The sequence below is a fragment of the Thermodesulfobacteriota bacterium genome, from assembly GCA_040757775.1.
Classification (GTDB): domain Bacteria; phylum Desulfobacterota; class UBA8473; order UBA8473; family UBA8473; genus UBA8473.
In genome coordinates, this window is record JBFLWQ010000017.1 from 41,862 (window position 1) to 61,865 (window position 20,004).

Annotated in this window: 23 protein-coding genes and 1 tRNA gene; 16 read left to right on the forward strand and 8 right to left on the reverse strand. The window is 42.7% G+C overall.

What is annotated here, in order from left to right; all coding sequences use genetic code 11:
- Position 1 precedes the first annotated feature (1 nt).
- The 14 genes from larC (at position 2) to AB1401_10955 (ending at position 10,197) form a co-directional block, all read left to right on the forward strand.
- Complete coding sequence (gene larC, locus AB1401_10890) at positions 2 to 1,180, forward strand: nickel pincer cofactor biosynthesis protein LarC (GenBank protein MEW6615955.1); 1,179 nt, start codon at positions 2 to 4, stop codon at positions 1,178 to 1,180.
- Between the two features lie 76 nt (positions 1,181 to 1,256).
- The gene (locus tag AB1401_10895; protein ID MEW6615956.1) at positions 1,257 to 1,445 is read left to right on the forward strand and encodes a hypothetical protein; all 189 of its coding nucleotides are present in this window, start codon (positions 1,257 to 1,259) and stop codon (positions 1,443 to 1,445) included.
- On the forward strand, positions 1,430 to 1,723 hold the full coding sequence (locus AB1401_10900; protein ID MEW6615957.1) for a type II toxin-antitoxin system RelE/ParE family toxin: 294 nt from the start codon (positions 1,430 to 1,432) through the stop codon (positions 1,721 to 1,723). Before AB1401_10895 ends, AB1401_10900 begins: the two co-directional genes overlap by 16 nt.
- A 31-nt stretch (positions 1,724 to 1,754) precedes the next feature.
- Positions 1,755 to 2,516, forward strand: a complete 762-nt coding sequence (locus tag AB1401_10905; GenBank protein MEW6615958.1) for a hypothetical protein — start codon at positions 1,755 to 1,757, stop codon at positions 2,514 to 2,516.
- A 42-nt stretch (positions 2,517 to 2,558) separates the two neighbouring features.
- Positions 2,559 to 3,083 (forward strand): BRO family protein, encoded by a 525-nt coding sequence (locus AB1401_10910; GenBank protein MEW6615959.1) that lies wholly within the window; start codon positions 2,559 to 2,561, stop codon positions 3,081 to 3,083.
- A gap of 66 nt (positions 3,084 to 3,149) precedes the next feature.
- Positions 3,150 to 3,434 carry a hypothetical protein gene (locus AB1401_10915; protein ID MEW6615960.1) on the forward strand — a complete coding sequence of 95 codons (285 nt, stop codon included), beginning with the start codon at positions 3,150 to 3,152 and terminating at the stop codon, positions 3,432 to 3,434.
- A gap of 49 nt (positions 3,435 to 3,483) precedes the next feature.
- The gene (locus tag AB1401_10920; GenBank protein MEW6615961.1) at positions 3,484 to 3,846 is read left to right on the forward strand and encodes a hypothetical protein; all 363 of its coding nucleotides are present in this window, start codon (positions 3,484 to 3,486) and stop codon (positions 3,844 to 3,846) included.
- Entirely contained in the window at positions 3,833 to 4,051 is a 219-nt protein-coding gene (locus AB1401_10925) for a zinc ribbon domain-containing protein (protein MEW6615962.1), read from the forward strand. Before AB1401_10920 ends, AB1401_10925 begins: the two co-directional genes overlap by 14 nt.
- A 100-nt stretch (positions 4,052 to 4,151) precedes the next feature.
- Complete coding sequence (locus AB1401_10930; GenBank protein MEW6615963.1) at positions 4,152 to 4,823, forward strand: bifunctional precorrin-2 dehydrogenase/sirohydrochlorin ferrochelatase; 672 nt, start codon at positions 4,152 to 4,154, stop codon at positions 4,821 to 4,823.
- An 11-nt stretch (positions 4,824 to 4,834) separates the two neighbouring features.
- Positions 4,835 to 5,653: a c-type cytochrome biogenesis protein CcsB gene (gene ccsB / locus AB1401_10935; protein ID MEW6615964.1), complete on the forward strand. Its 819-nt coding sequence runs from the start codon at positions 4,835 to 4,837 to the stop codon at positions 5,651 to 5,653.
- Between the two features lie 85 nt (positions 5,654 to 5,738).
- A complete protein-coding gene (gene hemA / locus AB1401_10940) occupies positions 5,739 to 7,010 on the forward strand; it encodes a glutamyl-tRNA reductase (protein MEW6615965.1) in 1,272 nt (423 codons plus the stop codon).
- A 78-nt stretch (positions 7,011 to 7,088) separates the two neighbouring features.
- On the forward strand, positions 7,089 to 8,450 hold the full coding sequence (gene thiD / locus AB1401_10945; GenBank protein ID MEW6615966.1) for a bifunctional hydroxymethylpyrimidine kinase/phosphomethylpyrimidine kinase: 1,362 nt from the start codon (positions 7,089 to 7,091) through the stop codon (positions 8,448 to 8,450).
- A gap of 37 nt (positions 8,451 to 8,487) precedes the next feature.
- Positions 8,488 to 9,726, forward strand: coding sequence for a phosphomethylpyrimidine synthase ThiC (gene thiC, locus AB1401_10950; protein MEW6615967.1), 1,239 nt, complete (start codon positions 8,488 to 8,490; stop codon positions 9,724 to 9,726).
- A gap of 258 nt (positions 9,727 to 9,984) precedes the next feature.
- Positions 9,985 to 10,197, forward strand: a complete 213-nt coding sequence (locus tag AB1401_10955) for a hypothetical protein (protein MEW6615968.1) — start codon at positions 9,985 to 9,987, stop codon at positions 10,195 to 10,197.
- Positions 10,198 to 10,253: 56 nt separating this feature from the next.
- Here the strand turns inward: AB1401_10955 and AB1401_10960 are convergent, their stop codons facing one another.
- A complete protein-coding gene (locus tag AB1401_10960) occupies positions 10,254 to 10,697 on the reverse strand; it encodes a hypothetical protein (protein ID MEW6615969.1) in 444 nt (147 codons plus the stop codon).
- 488 nt (positions 10,698 to 11,185) lie between these two features.
- Here AB1401_10960 and AB1401_10965 point away from each other — a divergent pair, with 488 nt between their 5' ends.
- Together AB1401_10965 and AB1401_10970 are read left to right on the forward strand one after the other, a co-directional pair.
- Complete coding sequence (locus tag AB1401_10965) at positions 11,186 to 12,304, forward strand: MBL fold metallo-hydrolase (GenBank protein ID MEW6615970.1); 1,119 nt, start codon at positions 11,186 to 11,188, stop codon at positions 12,302 to 12,304.
- Between the two features lie 12 nt (positions 12,305 to 12,316).
- A tRNA-Thr gene (locus AB1401_10970) sits at positions 12,317 to 12,391 on the forward strand.
- A 451-nt stretch (positions 12,392 to 12,842) separates the two neighbouring features.
- Here AB1401_10970 and AB1401_10975 read toward each other — a convergent pair.
- The 7 genes from AB1401_10975 to AB1401_11005 all read right to left on the reverse strand — a co-directional run bounded on the left by AB1401_10975 (position 12,843) and on the right by AB1401_11005 (position 19,969).
- Positions 12,843 to 14,048: an ABC transporter substrate-binding protein gene (locus AB1401_10975; protein ID MEW6615971.1), complete on the reverse strand. Its 1,206-nt coding sequence runs from the start codon at positions 14,046 to 14,048 to the stop codon at positions 12,843 to 12,845.
- Between the two features lie 254 nt (positions 14,049 to 14,302).
- Positions 14,303 to 15,499 carry an ABC transporter substrate-binding protein gene (locus AB1401_10980; GenBank protein ID MEW6615972.1) on the reverse strand — a complete coding sequence of 399 codons (1,197 nt, stop codon included), beginning with the start codon at positions 15,497 to 15,499 and terminating at the stop codon, positions 14,303 to 14,305.
- 136 nt (positions 15,500 to 15,635) lie between these two features.
- Positions 15,636 to 16,835 carry an ABC transporter substrate-binding protein gene (locus tag AB1401_10985; GenBank protein MEW6615973.1) on the reverse strand — a complete coding sequence of 400 codons (1,200 nt, stop codon included), beginning with the start codon at positions 16,833 to 16,835 and terminating at the stop codon, positions 15,636 to 15,638.
- Between the two features lie 226 nt (positions 16,836 to 17,061).
- Positions 17,062 to 17,883: a hypothetical protein gene (locus AB1401_10990; protein MEW6615974.1), complete on the reverse strand. Its 822-nt coding sequence runs from the start codon at positions 17,881 to 17,883 to the stop codon at positions 17,062 to 17,064.
- A gap of 48 nt (positions 17,884 to 17,931) precedes the next feature.
- The gene (locus tag AB1401_10995) at positions 17,932 to 18,372 is read right to left on the reverse strand and encodes a hypothetical protein (GenBank protein ID MEW6615975.1); all 441 of its coding nucleotides are present in this window, start codon (positions 18,370 to 18,372) and stop codon (positions 17,932 to 17,934) included.
- A complete protein-coding gene (locus tag AB1401_11000; GenBank protein ID MEW6615976.1) occupies positions 18,303 to 18,581 on the reverse strand; it encodes an NAD(P)-binding protein in 279 nt (92 codons plus the stop codon). The genes AB1401_10995 and AB1401_11000 overlap by 70 nt, the downstream gene beginning before the upstream one ends.
- A gap of 179 nt (positions 18,582 to 18,760) precedes the next feature.
- A complete protein-coding gene (locus AB1401_11005) occupies positions 18,761 to 19,969 on the reverse strand; it encodes an ABC transporter substrate-binding protein (GenBank protein ID MEW6615977.1) in 1,209 nt (402 codons plus the stop codon).
- Positions 19,970 to 20,004 lie beyond the last annotated feature (35 nt).

The window sequence follows — 20,004 nt, forward strand, 5'->3', positions numbered from 1 at the left end:
TATGAAAATAGCCTATCTTGACTGCTTTTCCGGTATTAGTGGAAATATGATTCTGGGTGCTATGATGGATTTGGGACTGCCCAAGACCAAATTAGAAGAGGAGCTTGATAAGCTGTCCTTAAGCGGGTATGAAATAACCTGTTCAACCGAAGCCAGGATGGAGATTAACGGCTCAAGAGTTAAAGTAATCCTGAAAGAGACAGACTCTCATCACCGAAGCTTTTCTGATATTAAAAACCTTATTAACGGAAGTTCATTGGATAAAGACACAAAAGAGCTTAGTATCAGGGTGTTCCAGCGTTTAGCGGAAGCAGAAGCTAAAATCCACAAAAAGGATATTGACGATATACATTTCCATGAAGTAGGTGCTGTTGATTCTATCGTTGATGTTGTTGGGGCAGCAGTTGGAATAAAACATTTTGGAATTCAGGAGATATACGCTTCCAGGATTCCTTTAGGTTCAGGATTCGTAACCTGTCAGCACGGGGCACTACCCCTACCGGCACCGGCAACCATGGAACTTCTGAAGGGGAAACCGGTCTATGAATCGGGTATAATGGGAGAACTGGTTACCCCTACCGGGGCAGCCATAATTACCACATTAACGGATAAGTTTGGCAGAATGCCTTCGATGATAATAAGTGATATAGGCTATGGTGTGGGGGACAAAGAGTTTCAAGAGGTTCCCAATTTACTCAGAGTTGTTCTTGGAGACGATGAAAGAGAAAGAGAGACTGACAGGGTAACTGTCGTTGAAACTAACATTGACGACATGAATCCTGAGGTCTATGACTTTTTAATGGAAAGGCTCTTTGAGGAAGGCGCCCTTGATGTCTCTCTATCGCCCCTTCAGATGAAGAAGAACAGACCTTCGGTAATGTTAAGGGTAATTTGTCATGGAGGGGATAAATCCCGCGTGATTGATACCATTCTTAAGGAATCAACATCTTTTGGGGTTCGTTATTATGAAGTGGATAGGGTGAAGGTACCCCGCAGATTGAAAGAGGTTGAAACAAGGTTTGGGAAGGTCAAGGTAAAAATTTATCAGGATAATGATGCGGTAATTAATGTATCACCTGAATATGAAGACTGTAAGAAGATAGCAAAGGAAAAGAAAGTCCCATTGAAGAGAGTTTATAATGAGGCGGTCAAAGAGGTTCTATCTTCTTCTAAGAATTGAAATATTTAATTATGACTGCTTTTAAAACTTTTAATATTATGATATAGTTTCCTTAACATTGATGGAGGTAAAAAACATGTTTGGGGTAAAACAGGAAGTCATAAAATTGGTCAAATCTCTTCCAGATGAAGTCACTGTTGATGACATAATGGCGGAATTGTATTTTAAATTGCAGGTTGATGCCGGATTAAAGGAACTTGATGAGGGGAAGGGGATCCCGCATGAAGAAGTTGAAAACCGGATGTCAAAATGGCTCTCAAGATAAAATGGTCTCCAAGGGCAGTTTCTAACCTGGAAGAAATCTGCAGTTATATCGCTAAAGATTCTGGATATTACGCCATCCTTTTTGCCAAAAAAGTAATCAAAATAGTTAAAGCTATCCCTCAATTTCCCAAATCAGGCAGGATAGTTCCGGAATATGGAGATGAGAACATAAGAGAAAAGATTTACGGAAACTACAGGATTATCTATCGTATCAAAGACGAACTTATCGAAATTGTTGCTATCAGTTATGGCACAAAACCTTTAAATAGTATAAAGTAGGCGGCCATAACTTCAAATGGATGGAAAATCTTTGGATATAACCGAAGAAAAACTTGGCAGGAATACAGAAACATTAAAATTTCCGAAACCTTCTGATGTAATCAAAATACTTATAGAACAAGGTGGTGGGTTTAATGATAACGATATCATCCTCGATTTCTTCTCCAGTCCAGCCACTAACGCCCACGCTTTCTTAGCCCTTAACAAAGAAGATAACGACAACCGCAAATTCATCATGGTTCAGCTTCCCGAAAAATGCGATGAAAACTCGGAGGCTTATAAAGCCGGTTATAAAACCATCGCGGAAATCGGAAAAGAGCGCATCCGCAGGGTAATCAATAAAATCAAAGGAGAGCAGGAAGGTAACCTCGACCTGTACGGCAACGCGGAAAAACAAGACCTGGGATTTAAGGTTTTCAAGCTTCGGGAGTCTAACTTCAAAATCTGGCGTTCGGGAATAGAGACTGAAGAAGAGCTGGTCGAGCAGCTACAGCAACACCTTGAGCCTCTCGATGCGCGCGCAAAGACAGAAGATGTGCTTTATGAACTGTTTCTGAAATCCGGCGTTCCGCTTACGGCAAGGATTGAAAAAAAGAACGGCTATGTACTAGTAAATGATAAAGAAATAGCTTTGATGCTGGGAAAAGTGAATGAAGGCATTATCAAAAAGGTTATTGCGGAAAATCCGGGGAAAGTCATTACCCTCGATAGGCTTTTTAAAAACAACGACCAGTTAAAAACCAATACCGCATTGCAGATGAAAGATTCTGGGATAGAGTTTAAGGCGGTGTGACCAGTGAGCGTCTAATATTATCGTTTTATTTCAGGAGAGGGCATGCCGGATAAAAATTTAGTATCACTAGGAAGCAATTCTTTTGAAGACCTGAAGAAAATAAATGATTATGGAGCAGAGTATTGGAGCGCAAGGGAAATTCAGCCTCTTTTGGGATATACACAATGGAGGAGATTTGAAGACGCCATTAAAAGAGCGATAACCTCTTGTAAAAATTCAAGTAATGAACCCTCATATCACTTTGCCGGCGCCGGCAAACCGATAGAAGGCGGAAAAGGCGCGGTACAATTGGTTAATGACTATCATTTATCCCGTTTTGCTTGTTATTTAATCGCGCAAAATAGCGATCCCAGAAAACCCGAAATCGCCAATGCTCAGAAGTATTTTGCAATTCAAACCCGCAGGCAGGAAATCACGGACGTAATTGTTGCTGATATTGAGCGGTTGGAACTTCGCAAGCAGACATCTGAAGAATTTAAGGCATTGTCAGGCGCAGCACGTGATGCAGGAGTGCATGACAGGATGTTCGGAGTCTTCCATGATGCCGGATATAAAGGCATGTATTGAGGGCTTGGCAGGGATGCGATAAAGAAACGGAAGAGGATACCTGAAAAAGAAAATCTCATAGACCGCATGGATACAACAGAATTGGCGGCAAACCAGTTTCGTATGACCCAGACGCGGGACAAACTAACTAGGGAACGGATAAAGGATCAACAGACAGCAATAAGAACACACGAAAATGTCGGTAAAGAAGTTAGAGAAGCAATTAAACGAATCGGCGGGACACCACCTGAACAGCTTTCCCCTGCAGAGCATATCAAACAGGTCGAAAAGCGTGTAAAAAGCGCCGCTCCTAAACTGGAACTGGAAGGAAAAGACGCAAAGGGATTGACCGGCAAACATGAAGAGGAATGAAGGAAATCAAATATTCACGATACAAGATAATGATTCTTGAAGGGGTATTATGAAACTCCACTTTGACCCGCACCAGCAATTCCAGCTTGACGCAATAGATTCCATAGTCGGAATCTTTGAAGGACAGCCGTTAAACCGTGGCGATTTTGATTTTTCCATCGCCTATGAGAGTTACTTTTTACAGGAAGGCGGCATAGGAAACCGCCTGACGCTCGGCGAGGAACAGATCCTTGAAAATGTAAAAGTGATTCAAGAAAGAAACGAACTTGCCGTGTCGGATAGACTGGACGGAATGAACTTTTCCGTTGAGATGGAAACAGGCACGGCAGACAGGTGCGTACACGCACAGGCAGGTGGATATAAAACAGGCAAGTTTTTTAAAGATAGGAGGTTGAAGGATGCCGATATATGAATATAGATGTGACCTTTGCGGGGAAGAATTTGAGGAACTGGTTTTTGGAAGTTCTCCAGAGGTGAATTGTCCAAAATGTAAAAAGGCAAAGGTTACGAAGTTGATGTCTGCCTGTAGCTTCAAAAGCGGCGGTAATTTTTCAAGCTCTGCCGGGAACAGCAGTTGTGGAACATGTTCATCACACAACTGCAGTTCGTGTCATTAAAGTATGCTCTGAAAACTTGAACCCTTGACCACTTGAATCCTTTTTTGCAACTAAATCCCGTTAGAGATTTGTTTCTGAACGGGATAAATAGGAGAAGAGCTTGAAATACTACCCTATAAATGTAGACATAACCGACAAGAGATGCGTTGTACTCGGTGGTGGAGGGGTTGCTGAAAGGAAGGTAGAATCACTTTTAAGATGCATGGGGAGAGTCACCGTAATAAGTCCTGATTTGACTCCCCGGTTAAAAGAGCTCCTATCCCATAGCAAAATTCAGCACATATGCAGAGAATACAAGCGGGGAGATTTTGAGGATGCCTTCCTGGTTTTTGTTGCCACTAATGATTCCAGGGTAAATGCCGAAGCCAGCCAGGAGGCTCTGGGAAAAGGGATCCTGGTTAATACAGTGGACAAACCAAAGAGATGTAATTTTATCGTCCCTTCTGTGGTAGATCGAGATGATTTGGTTATAACCGTCTCTACCTCTGGGAAAAGTCCTGCCCTTGCTAAAAAAATAAGGGAAGACCTGGAAGCCAGCTACGGAGAGGAGTATAGTATCTTTCTGACCATAATGGGTGCTGTGCGCGAAAGGCTGTTAAAAACTAGTAATAATTCAGAAAAAAACAGAACAATATTTTATAGACTGGTAGACTCAAACATGCTTGTTCTTATAAAGGAAGGGAAAAGGGAGCAGATAAATAATATCCTTGCAGAGATTCTGGGTGAGGGGTACTCGTTGGACGAATTGAAGATCGGCATCTCGGGGTTATAAAGGGTTCGAAGATGAATACACTGTTTTTCAAGATCGTAGTGGTCTTTTATCTAGCCGGAACATTTAGCTATCTATTGTATCTTTTTAAGCAAAAACCCCATATTTCTAAGGCTGCTACTATTATCCTGACCAGTGGTTTTGTTTTTCATACCATAAGTCTAATCGTTAGGTACTTTGAAGCTGGGTATACACCAATCACCAGCCTTTATGAAGCACCATCATTCTTAGCATGGACAATAGTTGGTGTCTATCTGTTTATTCAATTTAAATACAGGATAACTTCTCTTGGCTCTTTTATTTCACCTGTTGCATCTATCTTAACCCTTGTCTCTTCTGCCTTTTCCAAAGAGATCGTCCCCCTCTCACCTGTATTGAGGAGTTTCTGGCTGCCTATTCATGTAATTCTGGCATTTCTTGGGGATGCTATTTTTGCCCTAGCTTTCTGTGCTGGAGTTATGTATCTGATACAGGAACACCAGATAAAGTCAAAGAAGATCGGCTCCTTTTACCATAGGCTGCCTTCTTTAAAGCTACTGGATGATATAAATCATTATTCTCTGACTATAGGGTTCCTTTTGCTTACCATGGCAATGGTTACCGGTTCAATATGGGCAAGGCATGCATGGGGAGCCTTCTGGAGCTGGGATGCCAAACAGGTCTGGTCATTGCTTACATGGGTCTTTTACGCAGCCTTGCTCCATGGAAGGATAAATATAGGTTGGAGAGGCAGGGTGGCTGCCGTTTTTGCAATTCTTGGTTTTTTTGCGGTTATGTTTTCTTTCCTTGGTGTAAATACTCTGCTTTCAGGGTTACATACGTATGATAGATGATAAAAGTAAAAAGTGAAAGGTTAAAGGTGATTGTATGGTTGTTAGCCTTTAACCCTTTGCTTGAATCTTTGAGTACGGATATAGAATGCACAACATAATCGTTGTAGGTTTAAATCATAAGACGGCTCCTATTGAATTGAGGGAGAAGCTCTACTTTCCATCAGAACACATTGAAGACCCTCTGAAAAGGGTAGCAAGCCTCCCCCATCTCAGCGAGGCATTGATACTATCTACCTGTAATAGGGTAGAGATTGTAGCAGTCACCAAAAATATTCGAGAAGGAACAGAGGAAATCAGGAATTTCCTGTCTTCCTATCATGGTATATCAATGAACCAGTTAGTCTCCTGCCTGTACTCTTATGACTCTTACGATGCTATTAAACATATATTCCATGTTGCTTCCGGCTTAGATTCTATGGTTGTTGGAGAACCTCAGATATTAGGCCAGTTGAAAGATGCCTATAGTTTGGCTAACAAGCATAAAACCTCTGATGTAATACTCCATAGGTTTCTTCACAGGGCTTTTTCAGTTGCCAAAAAAGTAAGAACAGAGACCAAAATCGCTACGTCTGCGGTCTCTATAAGCTATGCTGCTGTTGAATTGGCCAAAAAGATTTTTGATAGTTTAAAGGATAAGGTCGTTATGCTCATTGGTGCGGGAGAGATGTCTGAACTGGCAGCCAGACATCTACTGAGCCATGGAGTAAGGGAAATCCTGATTGCCAACAGAACGCATAGTAGGGCAGTAAAGTTAGCAGAAGAGCTAGGTGGCAGACCTGTTGTTTTCGAAGATCTTACCCTGTTTCTGTCCCAGGTAGATATTGTGATAAGTTCTACCGCTTCTGCCCATTATATCATAAGGTCTGATGATGTGGTGAGAGTCCTTAAGATACGAAAGTACAAACCTATGTTCTTTATTGATATTGCCGTGCCCCGGGATATTGACCCCAGGATAAACGATATTAGCAATGTCTACCTTTACGATATAGACGACCTGAAAGGGGTAGTTGATACCAATATAAAAATGCGGGAGGAAGAGGCAAAAAAGGCTGAAAGGATTATAGAAAAGGAAATAGAGCAGTTCAATAAATGGTTGGGGACGTTAAATGCTGTTCCTACGGTTATTTCTCTCAGGGAAAGATTCGAGGAAATCAGAAAGAAGGAAGTGGAAAAGGCTATCTCCAGTTTGAATGGAAGTTCAGAGATTGATGCAAAAGTGCTGGATGCTCTGACGATTTCAATTATTAATAAGATTCTTCACTATCCTGTAACTAAATTAAAGATGCTGGATAATACCCGTGAGGGAAATTACTTTGTTGATGCTGTGAGGAAACTATTCGACCTGGAAGAGAAATAGTAGTAAGAAGTATACATTGTTCTTGACACAAAAAGGTGAAAGTGCATAAACTTTTTGACAGAAAAGAGAATTATCATCGTGAAGAGAATATTAACAATAGCAGGTTCTGATTCCGGAGGAGGGGCAGGTATTCAGGCAGATTTGAGGACCATCGCCCTTCTGGGTGGTTTCGGGATGAGTGTAATTACTGCCCTGACTGCTCAAAATACGCTGGGAGTTCAGGATATCTATCCCATACCCCCTGAATTTATAGGAAAACAGATAGATTCCGTCATTGCAGATATAGGGGTGGATGCAGTTAAAACCGGGATGTTGGTTAATTCCCAAATAGTCAATGTCGTTGCCAGGAAGATCGAAGAGTACAGGATAGAAAAGCTCATCGTAGACCCGGTTATAATTGCCAAGGGAGGAGAGACTTTACTGTCCAAAGATGCGCTTGATGCTCTTGTTGAAAAGCTGATACCCCTGGCTTTTCTCATTACCCCGAACCTTCATGAGGCATCAGTTGTCTGTAGAAAGCCGGTCGAAAATCTGGACGAAATGAGGGAAGCTGCCAAAAATATCTACCAAAAGGGAGCAAAGAATGTCCTTATCAAGGGAGGCCATTTGCCGGGAATGCCAGTAGACATTCTCTTTGATGGGAGAAATTTCCATGAATATGATTCTGAAAGGATAGATAGTGAGAACACCCATGGAACCGGGTGTGTATATTCGGCAGCCCTGGCATTTGAGATTGCAAAGGGTAAACATATTTACCAGGCTGTGAAGAACGCTAAAGAGTTTGTAACCAGTGCCATTAGAAACTCTTTCTCTTTGGGTGGAGGACATGGCCCTGTCAACCCTTATGCTCTCTTCTCAAAAGATATTCAACGTTACCATGTTATCTCTCAGGTTAAAGAGGCAATCGGATTATTAAAAGAAGACAAAATAGGACATCTTATCCCGGAAGTTCAATCAAATCTTGGTATGGCTCTTCCCTATGCCGAGAAAATTGAAGATATCGCCGCTTTACCAGGCCGTATTATCCGTTTCGGGGATACTGTTAAAACTGTATCAGACCCTGAATTTGGAGCATCCCAGCATATAGCCCAAATCATCCTGGCTGTGATGAGGTACCAAGGCGATATGAGATCTGCTATGAATATAAAATACACAGTGGATATTATTGAAAAATGCAGCAATATAGGGTTAAGGGTTAGATATTTTGACAGGAGAAGAGAGCCAGACCATGTTAAGGAAGTGGAAGGGTCTTCTCTAGAATGGGTAGTGGAGAATTCCCTGAAGCAGGAAAAAGGAATTCCTGATGTTATCTATGATACAGGAGATGTTGGCAAAGAACCAATGGTCAGAATACTAGGCAAAGATGCGATGGAGGTTGTTGGGAAGGTTTTGAAGATTGCAAAGCAACCAGCTTGCCATATAGGGGGAAAAAGTGACTAAATTATCAGACGCTAAAAGGGGAATAATCACTGATGAGATGAAGAGATGCGCCCTGGATGAAGGGGTGGAGGAAGAATTTATGCGCAGGGGTATTTCAGAGGGTAATACGATTATTGCCCGTAATATTAAGCATAAATCCATAAGACCTCTCGCTATTGGCAAGGGTTTAAGAACCAAGATAAATGCTAATATCGGGACATCCAAAGACCATGTCGATGTAAGTGAAGAGCTCGAAAAGATGAGGGTAGCCATAAAAGCAGGCGCTGATACAATTATGGACTTGAGCACATGGGGAGAAGTAGATGAGATAAGAAAAGAGGTTATAAAAGAGTCCTCTGTCCCTGTTGGGACCGTCCCTATCTATCAAGCGGCTGTTGAGACTGTACAGAAGAAAAAGGAGTCCATAGTACACATGACGGTAGAGGATATCTTTAAAGTAATAGAGAAACACGTTGAAGACGGTATTGATTTTATTACAGTCCACTGCGGTGTAACCCGCGAATCCGTTGGCAGACTCAAGAAGGAAGGCAGGTTAATGGATATTGTCAGTCGGGGAGGGGCATTTTTAGTCGAGTGGATGGCATACAATAACAAAGAGAACCCCCTTTTTGAATACTTTGATAGCTTACTGGATATAGCCAGGGAGTACGATGTTGCTCTTAGTCTGGGAGATGGCCTCCGGCCTGGTTCCCTAGCTGATGCAACAGACAGAGGGCAGATTCAGGAGCTGATCCTCCTTGGGGAACTTACAGAAAGGGCGTGGGCAGTGGACGTACAGGTTATGATCGAAGGACCTGGGCATGTACCTATGAATCAGATTGAAGCCAATGTCCTTTTAGAGAAAAGGCTATGTCATGGGGCACCCTTTTATGTTTTAGGGCCATTGGTTACCGATTTAGCCCCGGGGTATGACCATATAACCTCTGCTATTGGAGGGGCAATTGCAGCGTCAGCCGGTGCAGATTTTCTTTGCTATGTTACCCCTTCAGAACATCTGGGCTTACCATCCATCGATGATGTAAGAGAAGGGGTAATTGCCTCAAAAATTGCTGCTCATGCTGCGGATATAGCAAAAGGGATAAAAGGTGCTATAGAAGAAGACAACAGGATGGCTATGAGCCGGAAGAAACTGGACTGGGAAAGTCAAATCAACCTGGCTCTGGATCCGGAAAAAGCTAGAAGAATAAGGAACAGTAGAAAGCCAGAGGACAGCGATGTCTGTACCATGTGCGGCGAGTTTTGTGCTATTAAGACTGCCAGTAGAGGGTTAGAGTAAATTCTCAGACTGAAAATTTGAACATTTTTCTTGAAATACATTTTATTCTATGTTATCTTATGACATATTTCGATTAATCTGACCTTAATATCTGCTCCAGTTTAGTAAATTCCTTGTTTTCTCTGATTCCCTCTGAATCCGGGCTCCTGATAAAATGAAAACTTTTAACATCAATGTACCTTTTTACAAAGCAATTAATGCTAACTATTCCTCTTTTGAATCCTTTCTTTATTAATAGCAGAAAGGAGGTGAATATAAATGCGATTTATTTATTGGCTCGCAAATATTCTCATAATAATCGGTATTGTTAGTCTATTAGTTGGTCTAGGTGTGAAGGTTTTTGCTCCTGAAGGTTTTAGCTGGGCAGGATTAGGACCTGGTGGATTTCTGCGGTTTGCTGATACTTGTATACTAATAAGTATTGCGCTTTACGTAAAAGAAATTGTATGTGAGAAGATTAAGAAAGAATAGCCCCCAACAGTTGTCAATTTTCATGTATGGAAAGGATTCTTAAGAGGAACCTATTTTTATACTTTTTCGCAGTATACCTTAAATACCACATTCCCCAGCCCGCCATTTCTCACGCTGCTGTCCATACAACAGGCTTGATTTCGCCACATTTCGTTGGGATCCAGGTCCGAAAGGATACGATCCATAACCATATAAGTCAGAGGAGCTATTCCAGCCAAAGCCCAGAGGCATACACCGGGGAAAGTTGATTCTTTGGCACTCAGCATGCACGCTCCATAGAAAACATACTTATCCCCAATTTTTGGCATGAGTTCACAACGGTCATTTATTTGAACAACCTCTGCTATCATTTTATATGACCTGAATTTATGCATCCTATCTATAAATGACCATTGTTTTGGTGTCAGCCTGTTAAGTTCTTCATCTGTCCAGCCAATATTCCTTTTCATCTTTTCTCTGAGACTGCAAATCCGCTCGCTTGGTATCATCTCATCCGCCATAATAATGCTCCTTTTTAAGTGCTTGACATTGTTTAACACGAAAATCCCCACCCACCCCTCCCCTTCAAGGGGGGAGGGTGAGGGAGGGGGTAGTTTTCATCATTCGTGGTGCCCGCCTCAGGCGGGCATAAGGGTTTCAAAAGGATTTAATTCGTCCCGGGTTTTTCTCAACTCCACTTCACAGATACTAAAATATACAATATTAAAAAGTCAATATTAATTTTACAAAAACCTTCACGGAGTTTTGCCCAAATCTCTTTTCGCCTGTTCAAAACGTTTTTTGATGACCGCTCAAAGGAAGTTTTGTTTGGGCAGCCTATTTTTTATGATTGACAAATATTGCTTTCACAATGTAGAGTTAGCGAAGATGTAACCTGAGAAAGTTGTCTAGAGAAATCACACTCCGATGTTCGAAAGTGCCTGATGCAGAGTAATGGTTGATTTCGGAGATATGCTAATTAATCACAGGGTAATATGAGGAGGACTGAGTGTACAAATTTGATGTTATTCGCAAGGGAGAAGAAAACGGAGTCGGGACACTCTTCGCTCTCGAGACATCCCGGGGAACCAAAATCTTTGGTCTGCCTACCCTAAATTTTTATGGGGGTGATTGGGACCTTGGGCCGACCTGGAATTATCTAATCGTATCCGGGAACCTGACCCTCTTTGATACGGGCAGACGAGGAGAAGGAAAAGCACTCATGGAGATGATAGCTAAGGTGGGTTATGATCCTAAAGAACTGCACAGGGTCATAGTCAGCCACGGGCATGAAGATCATGATGGGGGGCTTTCAGAAATCGTTGCCGGAACTGGTGCCAATCTTGCAGCTCATGGGATTTATGGACGACTGATATCTTATTATTCCGGGGCATACCTTCCTGAAGGAGTAAAAACTCACTTCCCTGCCTCATGCTGGCACTGTATTATGCCTGATTCTTTTTCCTCGCTTCATTGTATGGAATATCATAGCGAAAGGAGCTCTCTGGAGGTCAGTATACCCATTGAAGATGGCTCCTCTTTAGATGGAGGAGCATTGCAGTTCTGCCATATCCCGGGCCATGCTCCAGACTCTGTCGCATTACTCGTTGATGGTGAGGTTCTCCTTTGCGGAGATACCGTCCTACCTGAAATTACTCCTCATCCAAGCAGAGAGGCTTCCTATTGTCTCACCAGGCATGTCCTTCCCGAACAGTATAGCAGGGAAAACGCTCTGTATGGGCTTAAAGCCTATATCCGTTCCATCAAGAAGCTTTGTAAATGGATAGACTATGAAGTTACAACTCTTCCCGCTCATAGATTGTACTATATGGGCTGCTGGAACTGGATAAACCTCAGAGAGCGGGTAACAGAGATTATAGACCACCATATCGAACGGTGCAAGCATATCCTCTCTCTGATTAATGAGGGGAGCAATACGGTGGATCAGATCGCCAGGGGCCATTTCGAGCCTTCCATGTTAAAGGGTGCAGGTATGGGGATGGCAAGGAATGAGATTCACAGCCATCTGGAGTTACTTGAGGCGACAGGGGATGTAAAATGGGCAGATGGAGAACATTTGGAATGTGGCAAAACATATCAGTTTGAGAAGTCCATTCGTTTGCTATAGCTATTATCCAATGCCGGTGTAGCTCAGTGGTAGAGCAACTGATTCGTAATCAGTAGGTCGAGGGTTCAACTCCCCCCACCGGCTCCAGGAAAATCAATAACTATTCTATCCATTATGAAGAGTATATTTAAATTTTTTTTATGTTATTGGTTTGAAGTTGGTTAAGGGACTAGGGAGGCAATAAATTTCAGTATTAGGCCCATGGTTTTTAAGTAAATATTGAGGACCTTTTCTGGAACCTGGCGAAATAGGTTTTAACATTAAGGGGCATTTAGACATGGCAAAAACCTTGAACTAAGCAGGTGCTTGTAGAAACTATTGGTGGTATGAATATGTTTGGGCGGGTATCTTTTTTATCGAATCTTTTTACGAAAGCTAACCATTCATCCCCGTCCACAGGACGGGGATGAATGGTCCTGTAAAATATATCAGGAAATCGCGGTAGCGACAGCCATGAATTCGGCGCAATGCCCTGCCTTGTAGTCGGGGATAGTCGAATTCAAGCGATTTATTTACTGAGTTTAGTTTCAACTAACAATTACTCTGGCTTTCTCCAGTCTGTCATAGGGATGAACTTCCCAGCTGCAGGGTCTGCCTTGTATATCCTCCATGAATCCCCACCTTTATGGCTTTGTGAACTATAAGTGATAGGAGCACAGAGCCCACCGGTATTATAATTCTTCATACTCTCAAGGGAATCTACTAGAGTTTCTGCGTCGAGATTCTTGCCGGCCCTCTTCATCCCCTCTACCATAACAGTCGTCATGACCCATGCGTGGGTGTGTACTGTTCCACGATATGGTTTTTCTGTTCCAGGGTGATATTTAAGCGTGATTTTTCTCATCTCTTCAACGCCAGTACCTTTACCATACCAGGGAGACGTGGCATGAACAGAGTAGAATTGGTTTGCTGCTTCACCGATTGCGTTTAGTTCCTCTCCAAGCATTGCCCCAAAACTGGCAAATACTGGTATATTCAATCCGAACTTCTTTAATTCCCTGAGTAATGTGATTGTTGTTGGGGTAATAGTTCCAATATGAAGCACGCAATTAGCATTGTACCTCCTGATGCTCATTACTTGAGTGCTGGCATCCACTGCGGTAGGATTTAGTATCTCCTTTGTTACAGGTGTTATATTGTATTTTTTAAACCTCTCTGCTGCAGCCACGGAGTCTATCTTACCAACTTCACTGTCAGGATAAACCAGAGCAACCTTTTGTTCCTTCAGTTTGAAGTCCTTGAGCATATAATCGGTAATGGCATTCACCTGGCCAGGATAGGTGTCAGTGATGATAAATATATACTTCTTATAAGGGTTAACGGCGACTTCAGGTATTGCAAAGGGGATATTAGGTAACTTATCCTTTTCAATATTCTTCCACATGGCATTGACCTGGTTTGCAGACCCTGGCCCAAGCAGGGCAAATATCTCGTCTCTGTAAACCAGCTTCTTAAGAGCGGCAATAGCAGGTGGGATCGAGTAACGGTCGTCTTCTACAATTAAATTCAACCGTCTTCCATTGACACCGCCACTATCGTTAATATGCCTGATATATATCCTCATTGCCTCGAGCCCCACAGTACCAAGACTTGCTGCAGGACCTGTTATAGGAAAACACACCCCTATTGTTATCGACTTATCCGTTACTCCCCTGACTTCTTTTGCGTGGCTCAAAGTGCCGTAAATCAAAAAAATACTCACCAACAATCCAGCTACCAACAATACATCCTTTCTCAACTTCATACTAAATCTCCTTTCTTTGTTGTCACCTTCAAGGAATGGGGAAAAACCCCCACTTTTACTCAAAGACTTTAGCTTTTTATCCTGTTATCTCTTGTTCGGCAATCCATATAGATTCGTAATCAGCAGGTCGGGGGGTTCAAATCCCCCCACAGGTTCCAGGAAATCTTAATCTCTTTAAAGCTGCACTCTCTCGCTCTACTGGACAACCATTAATCAATAGTCTTCCAGCCGGTCAGAGCGGTCCATTTTCGGCCTTAATCTTTCTCTTTAGGCTCCCTCCATCCTGTAAGAGGAACCAGCAACCCTTTCTCCACATCAGATTTGAAAAATCTGCATTGTTTTCCACCTATATGGTCACCTTTCTTAAAGGTGATTGGAGGACAAAGACCTTTTGTATCAAAATCCCTGAAGCCCTCCAGAGACTCCACCATCGTATCGTAATTCAGTTCTTTCCCTGCCCTTTTCATAGCCTCTGTATAGATCATTGCATTAATCCAGCCCTCAGTATAAAATTTATTTCGCATCCCTTTACCCGGCTGGTATTTTTCAGCAATCTCCCTTAACGTGGTCATCCCACGACCTTCATCATACCAGGAATTAATATAATGAACCCCTATGAATTTCTCCGCTGCCTTACCCGCCAATTTCACGATTTCCTCGAAAGAAGCAGCATATCCCCCGAGAAAAGCAGGGTCAAATGAATACTTCCTTGCCTCCCTCAACAACACCACGGTAGTTCCGATCTCCTGATGGGCTATTACATTCTTGAGTTTATTTTTCTTTAACTTAAGAATCTGAGAGGTAGCATCGAGGGCACCCGGGTTTAGTACCTCATTATATATTTGGATGTCATACAACTTGGCCTGTTCTCTGGCTGCGGAAAGGCCATTTCTGCCGTAGTCATTGTCAAAGGTAGTAAAACCGATCCTCGATCCCTTTCCCTTTAAGTCATTGGCTATGTAGTCGACGGTTGTTCTAATCCCATCCTCATAAGGGAGCGCCATAACGAAGATATATTTCTTCTCCTTCCACATTCTGGATATGCTCAGGGTTATAACCGGAACTTTCAATTTATCAATCTGTGCTGATAAGGCTACTGTTTGCGGGGTTCCTGCGGGCCCGAGAAGAGCCAGTACCCTATCCCTGTACAGGAGTTTTTTGAAGGCTGCCATAGCTACGGGAATAGAATAGCGGTCATCTTCAACAATTAATTTTACTTTTCTTCCATTAATTCCACCCTGCTCATTTACGTACCGGAAGTAATTTCTTGCCGCTTCAAGGTAGGGTATAGTGTTTACAGCAATAGGGCCTGTAAGATCAACTATTACCCCAAGTTCAATAGTGTCGTCTGTTACCCCTCTTGCTTCTTTAGCATAAGTAAATTTGCCTGAAGACAATAAAACCGTTAAACTTAAAACAAATCCGATTATAAAAAAATTCTTGGCATTCATCCCTTTCTCCTATCCTTTTCATCTCTCTGGTCAGTTTTAATAAAGCTTACTACCTCCAGGTACTCTTGATTCATCCCGTAAGTGGTTATTTTCTTAACATCTTTAAGCCTCATCCTCTCGTTCTACTGGACAACCATTAATCAACAGCCTTCCAGCCGGTCAGAGCGGTCCATTTTCGGCTGATGGGGTCGGCCTTGTATATCTTCCATGAGTTTCCACCTTTATGGCTGGTAGAACTATAGGTGATAGGACCACAGAGTCCACCAGTATCATAGTTTTTGATGCCCTCAAGGGCACTTATCAGAGCTTCTTCGTCCAGATTCTTCCCGGCCCTCTTGAGACCCTCTACCAGCATGTTAATACAGATCCATGTGTGTGTGTACATGCTACCCCTAGGGGTTTTCCCCGTTCCCGGGTGATACTGGAGTGTTATTTTTCTCATGGTTTCTACACCATGCCCTTCACCGTCCCACTGAGATGTGGCATGGACAGAGTAGAATTGGTTTGCTGCTTCACCAATTAGGTTTATATCCTCCGCAATCATCGCCCCCCAACTGCCGAAGACCGGTATCTTTAATCCATACTTCCTTAAATCCTTGAGCAGGGGAACTGTTGTTGTCGGAATGGTTCCGACATGGACTACGGCATTTGCCTGGTACCTTTTTATGTTCATTACCTGCGAGCTCGCATCAATAGCCCCCGGATTCAGTACTTCTTTCGTTACAGGCGTTAAATTGTATTTCTTGAGCCTCTCTATTGTAGGTACAAGGTCAATCTTCCCTGTCTCAGTGTCAGGATATACTACTGCAATCATGGGATCCTTCAGTTTGAAGTCTTTTATCATATAGTCGACAAGAAGCTTCACCTGTCCCGGATAGATATCCATGACGCCAAATATGTACCTCTTTGCCGGGCTAAAAGCTACCTCAGGCATTACAATCGACATGGTCGGTAGCTTTTCTTTCTCGATGTGCTTCCACAAAACGTTAAGGCAACTGGCAGATCCGGGTCCTATCATAGTAAAAACCTTATCTCTATATACCAGCTTTTTAAGAGCCGCAAGGGCAGGTGGGATTGAATAACGGTCATCCTCTATACATAGGTCCAACTGCCTGCCATTGACACCACCGTGATCGTTGATATACCTGACATAAGTCCTTGCCGCCTCAGTTACCTGGACACCAAGATTTGCTGTGGGGCCTGTTATACCAAAAATAATACCTATCTTTATTGCCCTGTTTGTTACCCCTCGTACTTCAGCATTAACAGGTTGTGCACAGAATAGAGTCAAAACTGTAAACAAAGCTACAACCACCACAAGAATATTTTTCATCATGAACCTCCTCCTTTATATAGAATAGCTTTCTCAGCCCTTTTCGCTAGTGGGATGTCCCTTTAATACCTTTACTATGAATTACTATAAATATTCCCTTCCTCTTGATGAGACTGTGTCATAATCCCTTTTTTTTCATTTCGAGCAAAGCAAGAAATCTAAATCATTAGTAATATTAAGATGTTAAGATTCCTCACGGAGTCTGCCCCGAGCAAAGTAACGAGATTCCTCACCGCATGTATTCCGGGAGTATTTTCAGGCAATCTTTACCTGTCACCGCTGAGGCGCAAATAACTGCGCCATGTGCCGCACCACTGGTGCCCACATCCCATTGACTAACGGTATCACCGGTAAAGAACAGGTTTTTAATATATGGATGCTTGACGCCCGGCCTTCTGTCACCCACCTGGCCGGGAATGGAGCTACAGCCATACAGGGATTCAACGGCCGTAGTAATATACCACTCAAGAATTTCATCAAACCGTGGCCACTGTTTTCGTATAAAATCAAGTTGTGCCTTGTTCGCCTTTTGCATAAGCTCTTTATTGTGAATTTCATCAGGGTTTTTTGTCTTAATGCACATATATGTCTGAGTAAGACATCCTTTGCCTTTAATTATTCTCGTTGGATCAACTTCGCTGATTTGCTCGAAGCCCCAGGGGGGATTTCCGCCATCTAACTCAATTCCCGGCAAACGACTTATAAGATAAATGCCCTTGGGCCATTTCTTCTCAAGCGGCTCACTGGCCTTTATACTCATCAGGATACCCCCCACGGATTCATAATTCTTAATTCTTCCAACAAGTTCCGTCGGGAAATAATTTTCCGGAATTATACTGAATACCTGATTCATCTGAAGATTGGATACTACGTTCTTTGCATCTATCTTTCTTTCTTTTCCGTTTTCCTTTACCAAAACACCTGTGGCATTGTAATTTTTAATGATAACTTCTTTGACTTTTGCCTTCGTAATTATTTCCCCACCATTCTCCTTGATAATATCAGCAAACACACGGGCAACAAGTTTCGTTCCACCTCTCACATCGCCCATACCGCCGCCATGCGAAAGATGCCTGCCGGTTGCACTCGTCATGTTATTTCAAAGGATCCAATCGCCTGCTGATATTTTGCTCTCGTCATTAATGCACATCTGCCATCGTGCCAATGTCGTGTAAAAGTCTATAACCCTTTTGTCATCCGTCATGCTGCTAAGATAATCTTTTAGACTCACATGAAAATATTCAAAAGCCTCACTGCGGGAAAGCGTAGCTCTTTCCGCAGCAATTTTGTTACGTTCCAGATGCGATTCTTTTGGCCAATCTTTAAAATAGTCCTGAAACTCGATCCATTCTCCATCACGCCAAAAAAGGAAGCCAATTGGATTATCAAGGGGAAGCCTTTTACCCAGCGCTCTGGCTACCAATGCATATCTGCAACGATCGCCTGCCGACGTGCCATGCCATCCCCCTTCTACGATGTAGTCCCTGAAAATACCATTTTCAATGAGCTCGAAAGAGCTGGCTGCGAATCTATGACCCAAGTTCCCATAGCCCCGTAGAGAAGGCACCGGTATTCCTTTTCGGAGTAGTCTCCATAAGGACCTCCGAAAGTCATAATTCGTCCTCCTATTTCACTTTCTTTCTCGAGGATCAACACCTTCATTCCTTCCTGCTTTGCTAAGATAGCACCGGTTATCAAGCCGCCCATCCCTGCTCCTATGATTACCGTATCATAGAGATTGTCTTTCATTTTTAGCTCCCTCAGTAATATTTTTTTTCTCCTCTTTTCTTTGACTTATCTCCCTCTCTGGTCTTTCTTTATTTTCGGTTTGTCTGGATGAGGATATGGATGGCAAAATCTGTCTACCGAAAATATGCCAGATAGTTTTTTTAGATGCTAATTTTGAGCTTACTGACTCTTCAGGATTCTTATTTTTTTGACGCTTTTATCCATCCTGAAACAGGAACCATCACTTTCTTTTTCACATCTGCCCTGAATATCCTGCAGGCTTCGGCCGGTTTGTGGTTTGTAGGACTCAAACTTAAAGGAGCACCTATTCCACCCAAATCCAGGTTTCTTGTTGATTCAAGGGCACTCATAAAGCTCTCTCTACTGAGGTTCCTTCCTGCTCTTTTGAGAGCGTCCTCTACCATCATAGAAATTACCCAGCCATCGGTAAAGATTCTATCAGTAGCATCATAACCGGGATAATACCTGCCTGTAATCTTCCTTGCTTTGATCATTCCCGGGGCATTATCAAACCACGATACATAGGCATGAACTCCCAGGAGTCCCTCAGCAAGATCGCCAGCAGCCTGCAAGGTAGTTTCCGCACATGCATAATAATGACCGAAAAGTTGAGGCTTGTAGTTATATTTGACTGCATCCTTGAGAAAAGCAATTGCCCCTGCTGCAATTTGAACCAGGATTACATGCGTAGCCCCAGCCCTCTGCAAATTAAGCACCTGGGATGAAGCATCTATGGCGCCAAAGTTTAGAACCTCTTTACGCGCCAGCTCCAAACCATGCAGCTTAATCTGGGCAGCCGCTGCCTCCGTAACCCACTTACCATAGGCATTATCAGGGTATACAATGCCTATTTTAGGATCTTTTGCCCCTGTATCTTTAACGATGTAGTCAACCAGAGCCCTCGCCATATCCTCATAAGAAGGGCCTCCGGTGAATATGTATCTCTTTAATGGTGTAGTCATTGTTTCGGCCTTGCTTACAATAATACAAGGCAATTTACTCTTTTCTATCATTTGGAACATCGCAAATGTCTGTCCTGTCCCTCCCATTGTGAGACCTGCAAATATATTATCTTTAAAAACAAGTTTCTTAAATGCAGCAATGCATCTTGGAATCGCGTAACCATCATCTTCTTTCAGGAAGTTAATCTTTCTTCCATTCACTCCACCTCTTTCATTGAGATCTTTAAAATAGGCTTCCATTGCATTATTGTAATGCATCGTAGAGTCGACGACAGGACCTGTGTACGCAAATATGTGTCCGATTTTTATTGAATTATCGGTTACCCCTGTCGTATCAGCAGCATGTATGACACGACTTCCAAAAAATCCCCACAATAAAACCGAGGCTGTGATTGCTAAAGATAAAAATATAATTTTCCCTTTCATCCTTACTCCTCCTTATACATGTTTGGATCAATGTT

Coding starts and splice junctions, on each gene's coding strand:
- AB1401_10900 (MEW6615957.1), top strand. CDS start 1,430: ATGGCTCTCAAGATAAAATGGTCTCCAAGGGCAGTTTCTAACCTGGAA.
- AB1401_10925 (MEW6615962.1), top strand. CDS start 3,833: ATGCCGATATATGAATATAGATGTGACCTTTGCGGGGAAGAATTTGAG.
- AB1401_10920 (MEW6615961.1), top strand. CDS start 3,484: ATGAAACTCCACTTTGACCCGCACCAGCAATTCCAGCTTGACGCAATA.
- AB1401_10975 (MEW6615971.1), bottom strand. CDS start 14,048: ATGAAGTTGAGAAAGGATGTATTGTTGGTAGCTGGATTGTTGGTGAGT.
- AB1401_10980 (MEW6615972.1), bottom strand. CDS start 15,499: ATGAATGCCAAGAATTTTTTTATAATCGGATTTGTTTTAAGTTTAACG.
- AB1401_10990 (MEW6615974.1), bottom strand. CDS start 17,883: ATGGGCGATGTGAGAGGTGGAACGAAACTTGTTGCCCGTGTGTTTGCT.
- AB1401_11005 (MEW6615977.1), bottom strand. CDS start 19,969: ATGAAAGGGAAAATTATATTTTTATCTTTAGCAATCACAGCCTCGGTT.
- AB1401_10895 (MEW6615956.1), top strand. CDS start 1,257: ATGTTTGGGGTAAAACAGGAAGTCATAAAATTGGTCAAATCTCTTCCA.
- AB1401_10985 (MEW6615973.1), bottom strand. CDS start 16,835: ATGATGAAAAATATTCTTGTGGTGGTTGTAGCTTTGTTTACAGTTTTG.
- AB1401_11000 (MEW6615976.1), bottom strand. CDS start 18,581: ATGAAAGACAATCTCTATGATACGGTAATCATAGGAGCAGGGATGGGC.
- larC (MEW6615955.1), top strand. CDS start 2: ATGAAAATAGCCTATCTTGACTGCTTTTCCGGTATTAGTGGAAATATG.
- AB1401_10910 (MEW6615959.1), top strand. CDS start 2,559: ATGCCGGATAAAAATTTAGTATCACTAGGAAGCAATTCTTTTGAAGAC.
- AB1401_10915 (MEW6615960.1), top strand. CDS start 3,150: ATGGATACAACAGAATTGGCGGCAAACCAGTTTCGTATGACCCAGACG.
- AB1401_10960 (MEW6615969.1), bottom strand. CDS start 10,697: ATGGCGGATGAGATGATACCAAGCGAGCGGATTTGCAGTCTCAGAGAA.
- hemA (MEW6615965.1), top strand. CDS start 5,739: ATGCACAACATAATCGTTGTAGGTTTAAATCATAAGACGGCTCCTATT.
- thiC (MEW6615967.1), top strand. CDS start 8,488: ATGAAGAGATGCGCCCTGGATGAAGGGGTGGAGGAAGAATTTATGCGC.
- AB1401_10955 (MEW6615968.1), top strand. CDS start 9,985: ATGCGATTTATTTATTGGCTCGCAAATATTCTCATAATAATCGGTATT.
- ccsB (MEW6615964.1), top strand. CDS start 4,835: ATGAATACACTGTTTTTCAAGATCGTAGTGGTCTTTTATCTAGCCGGA.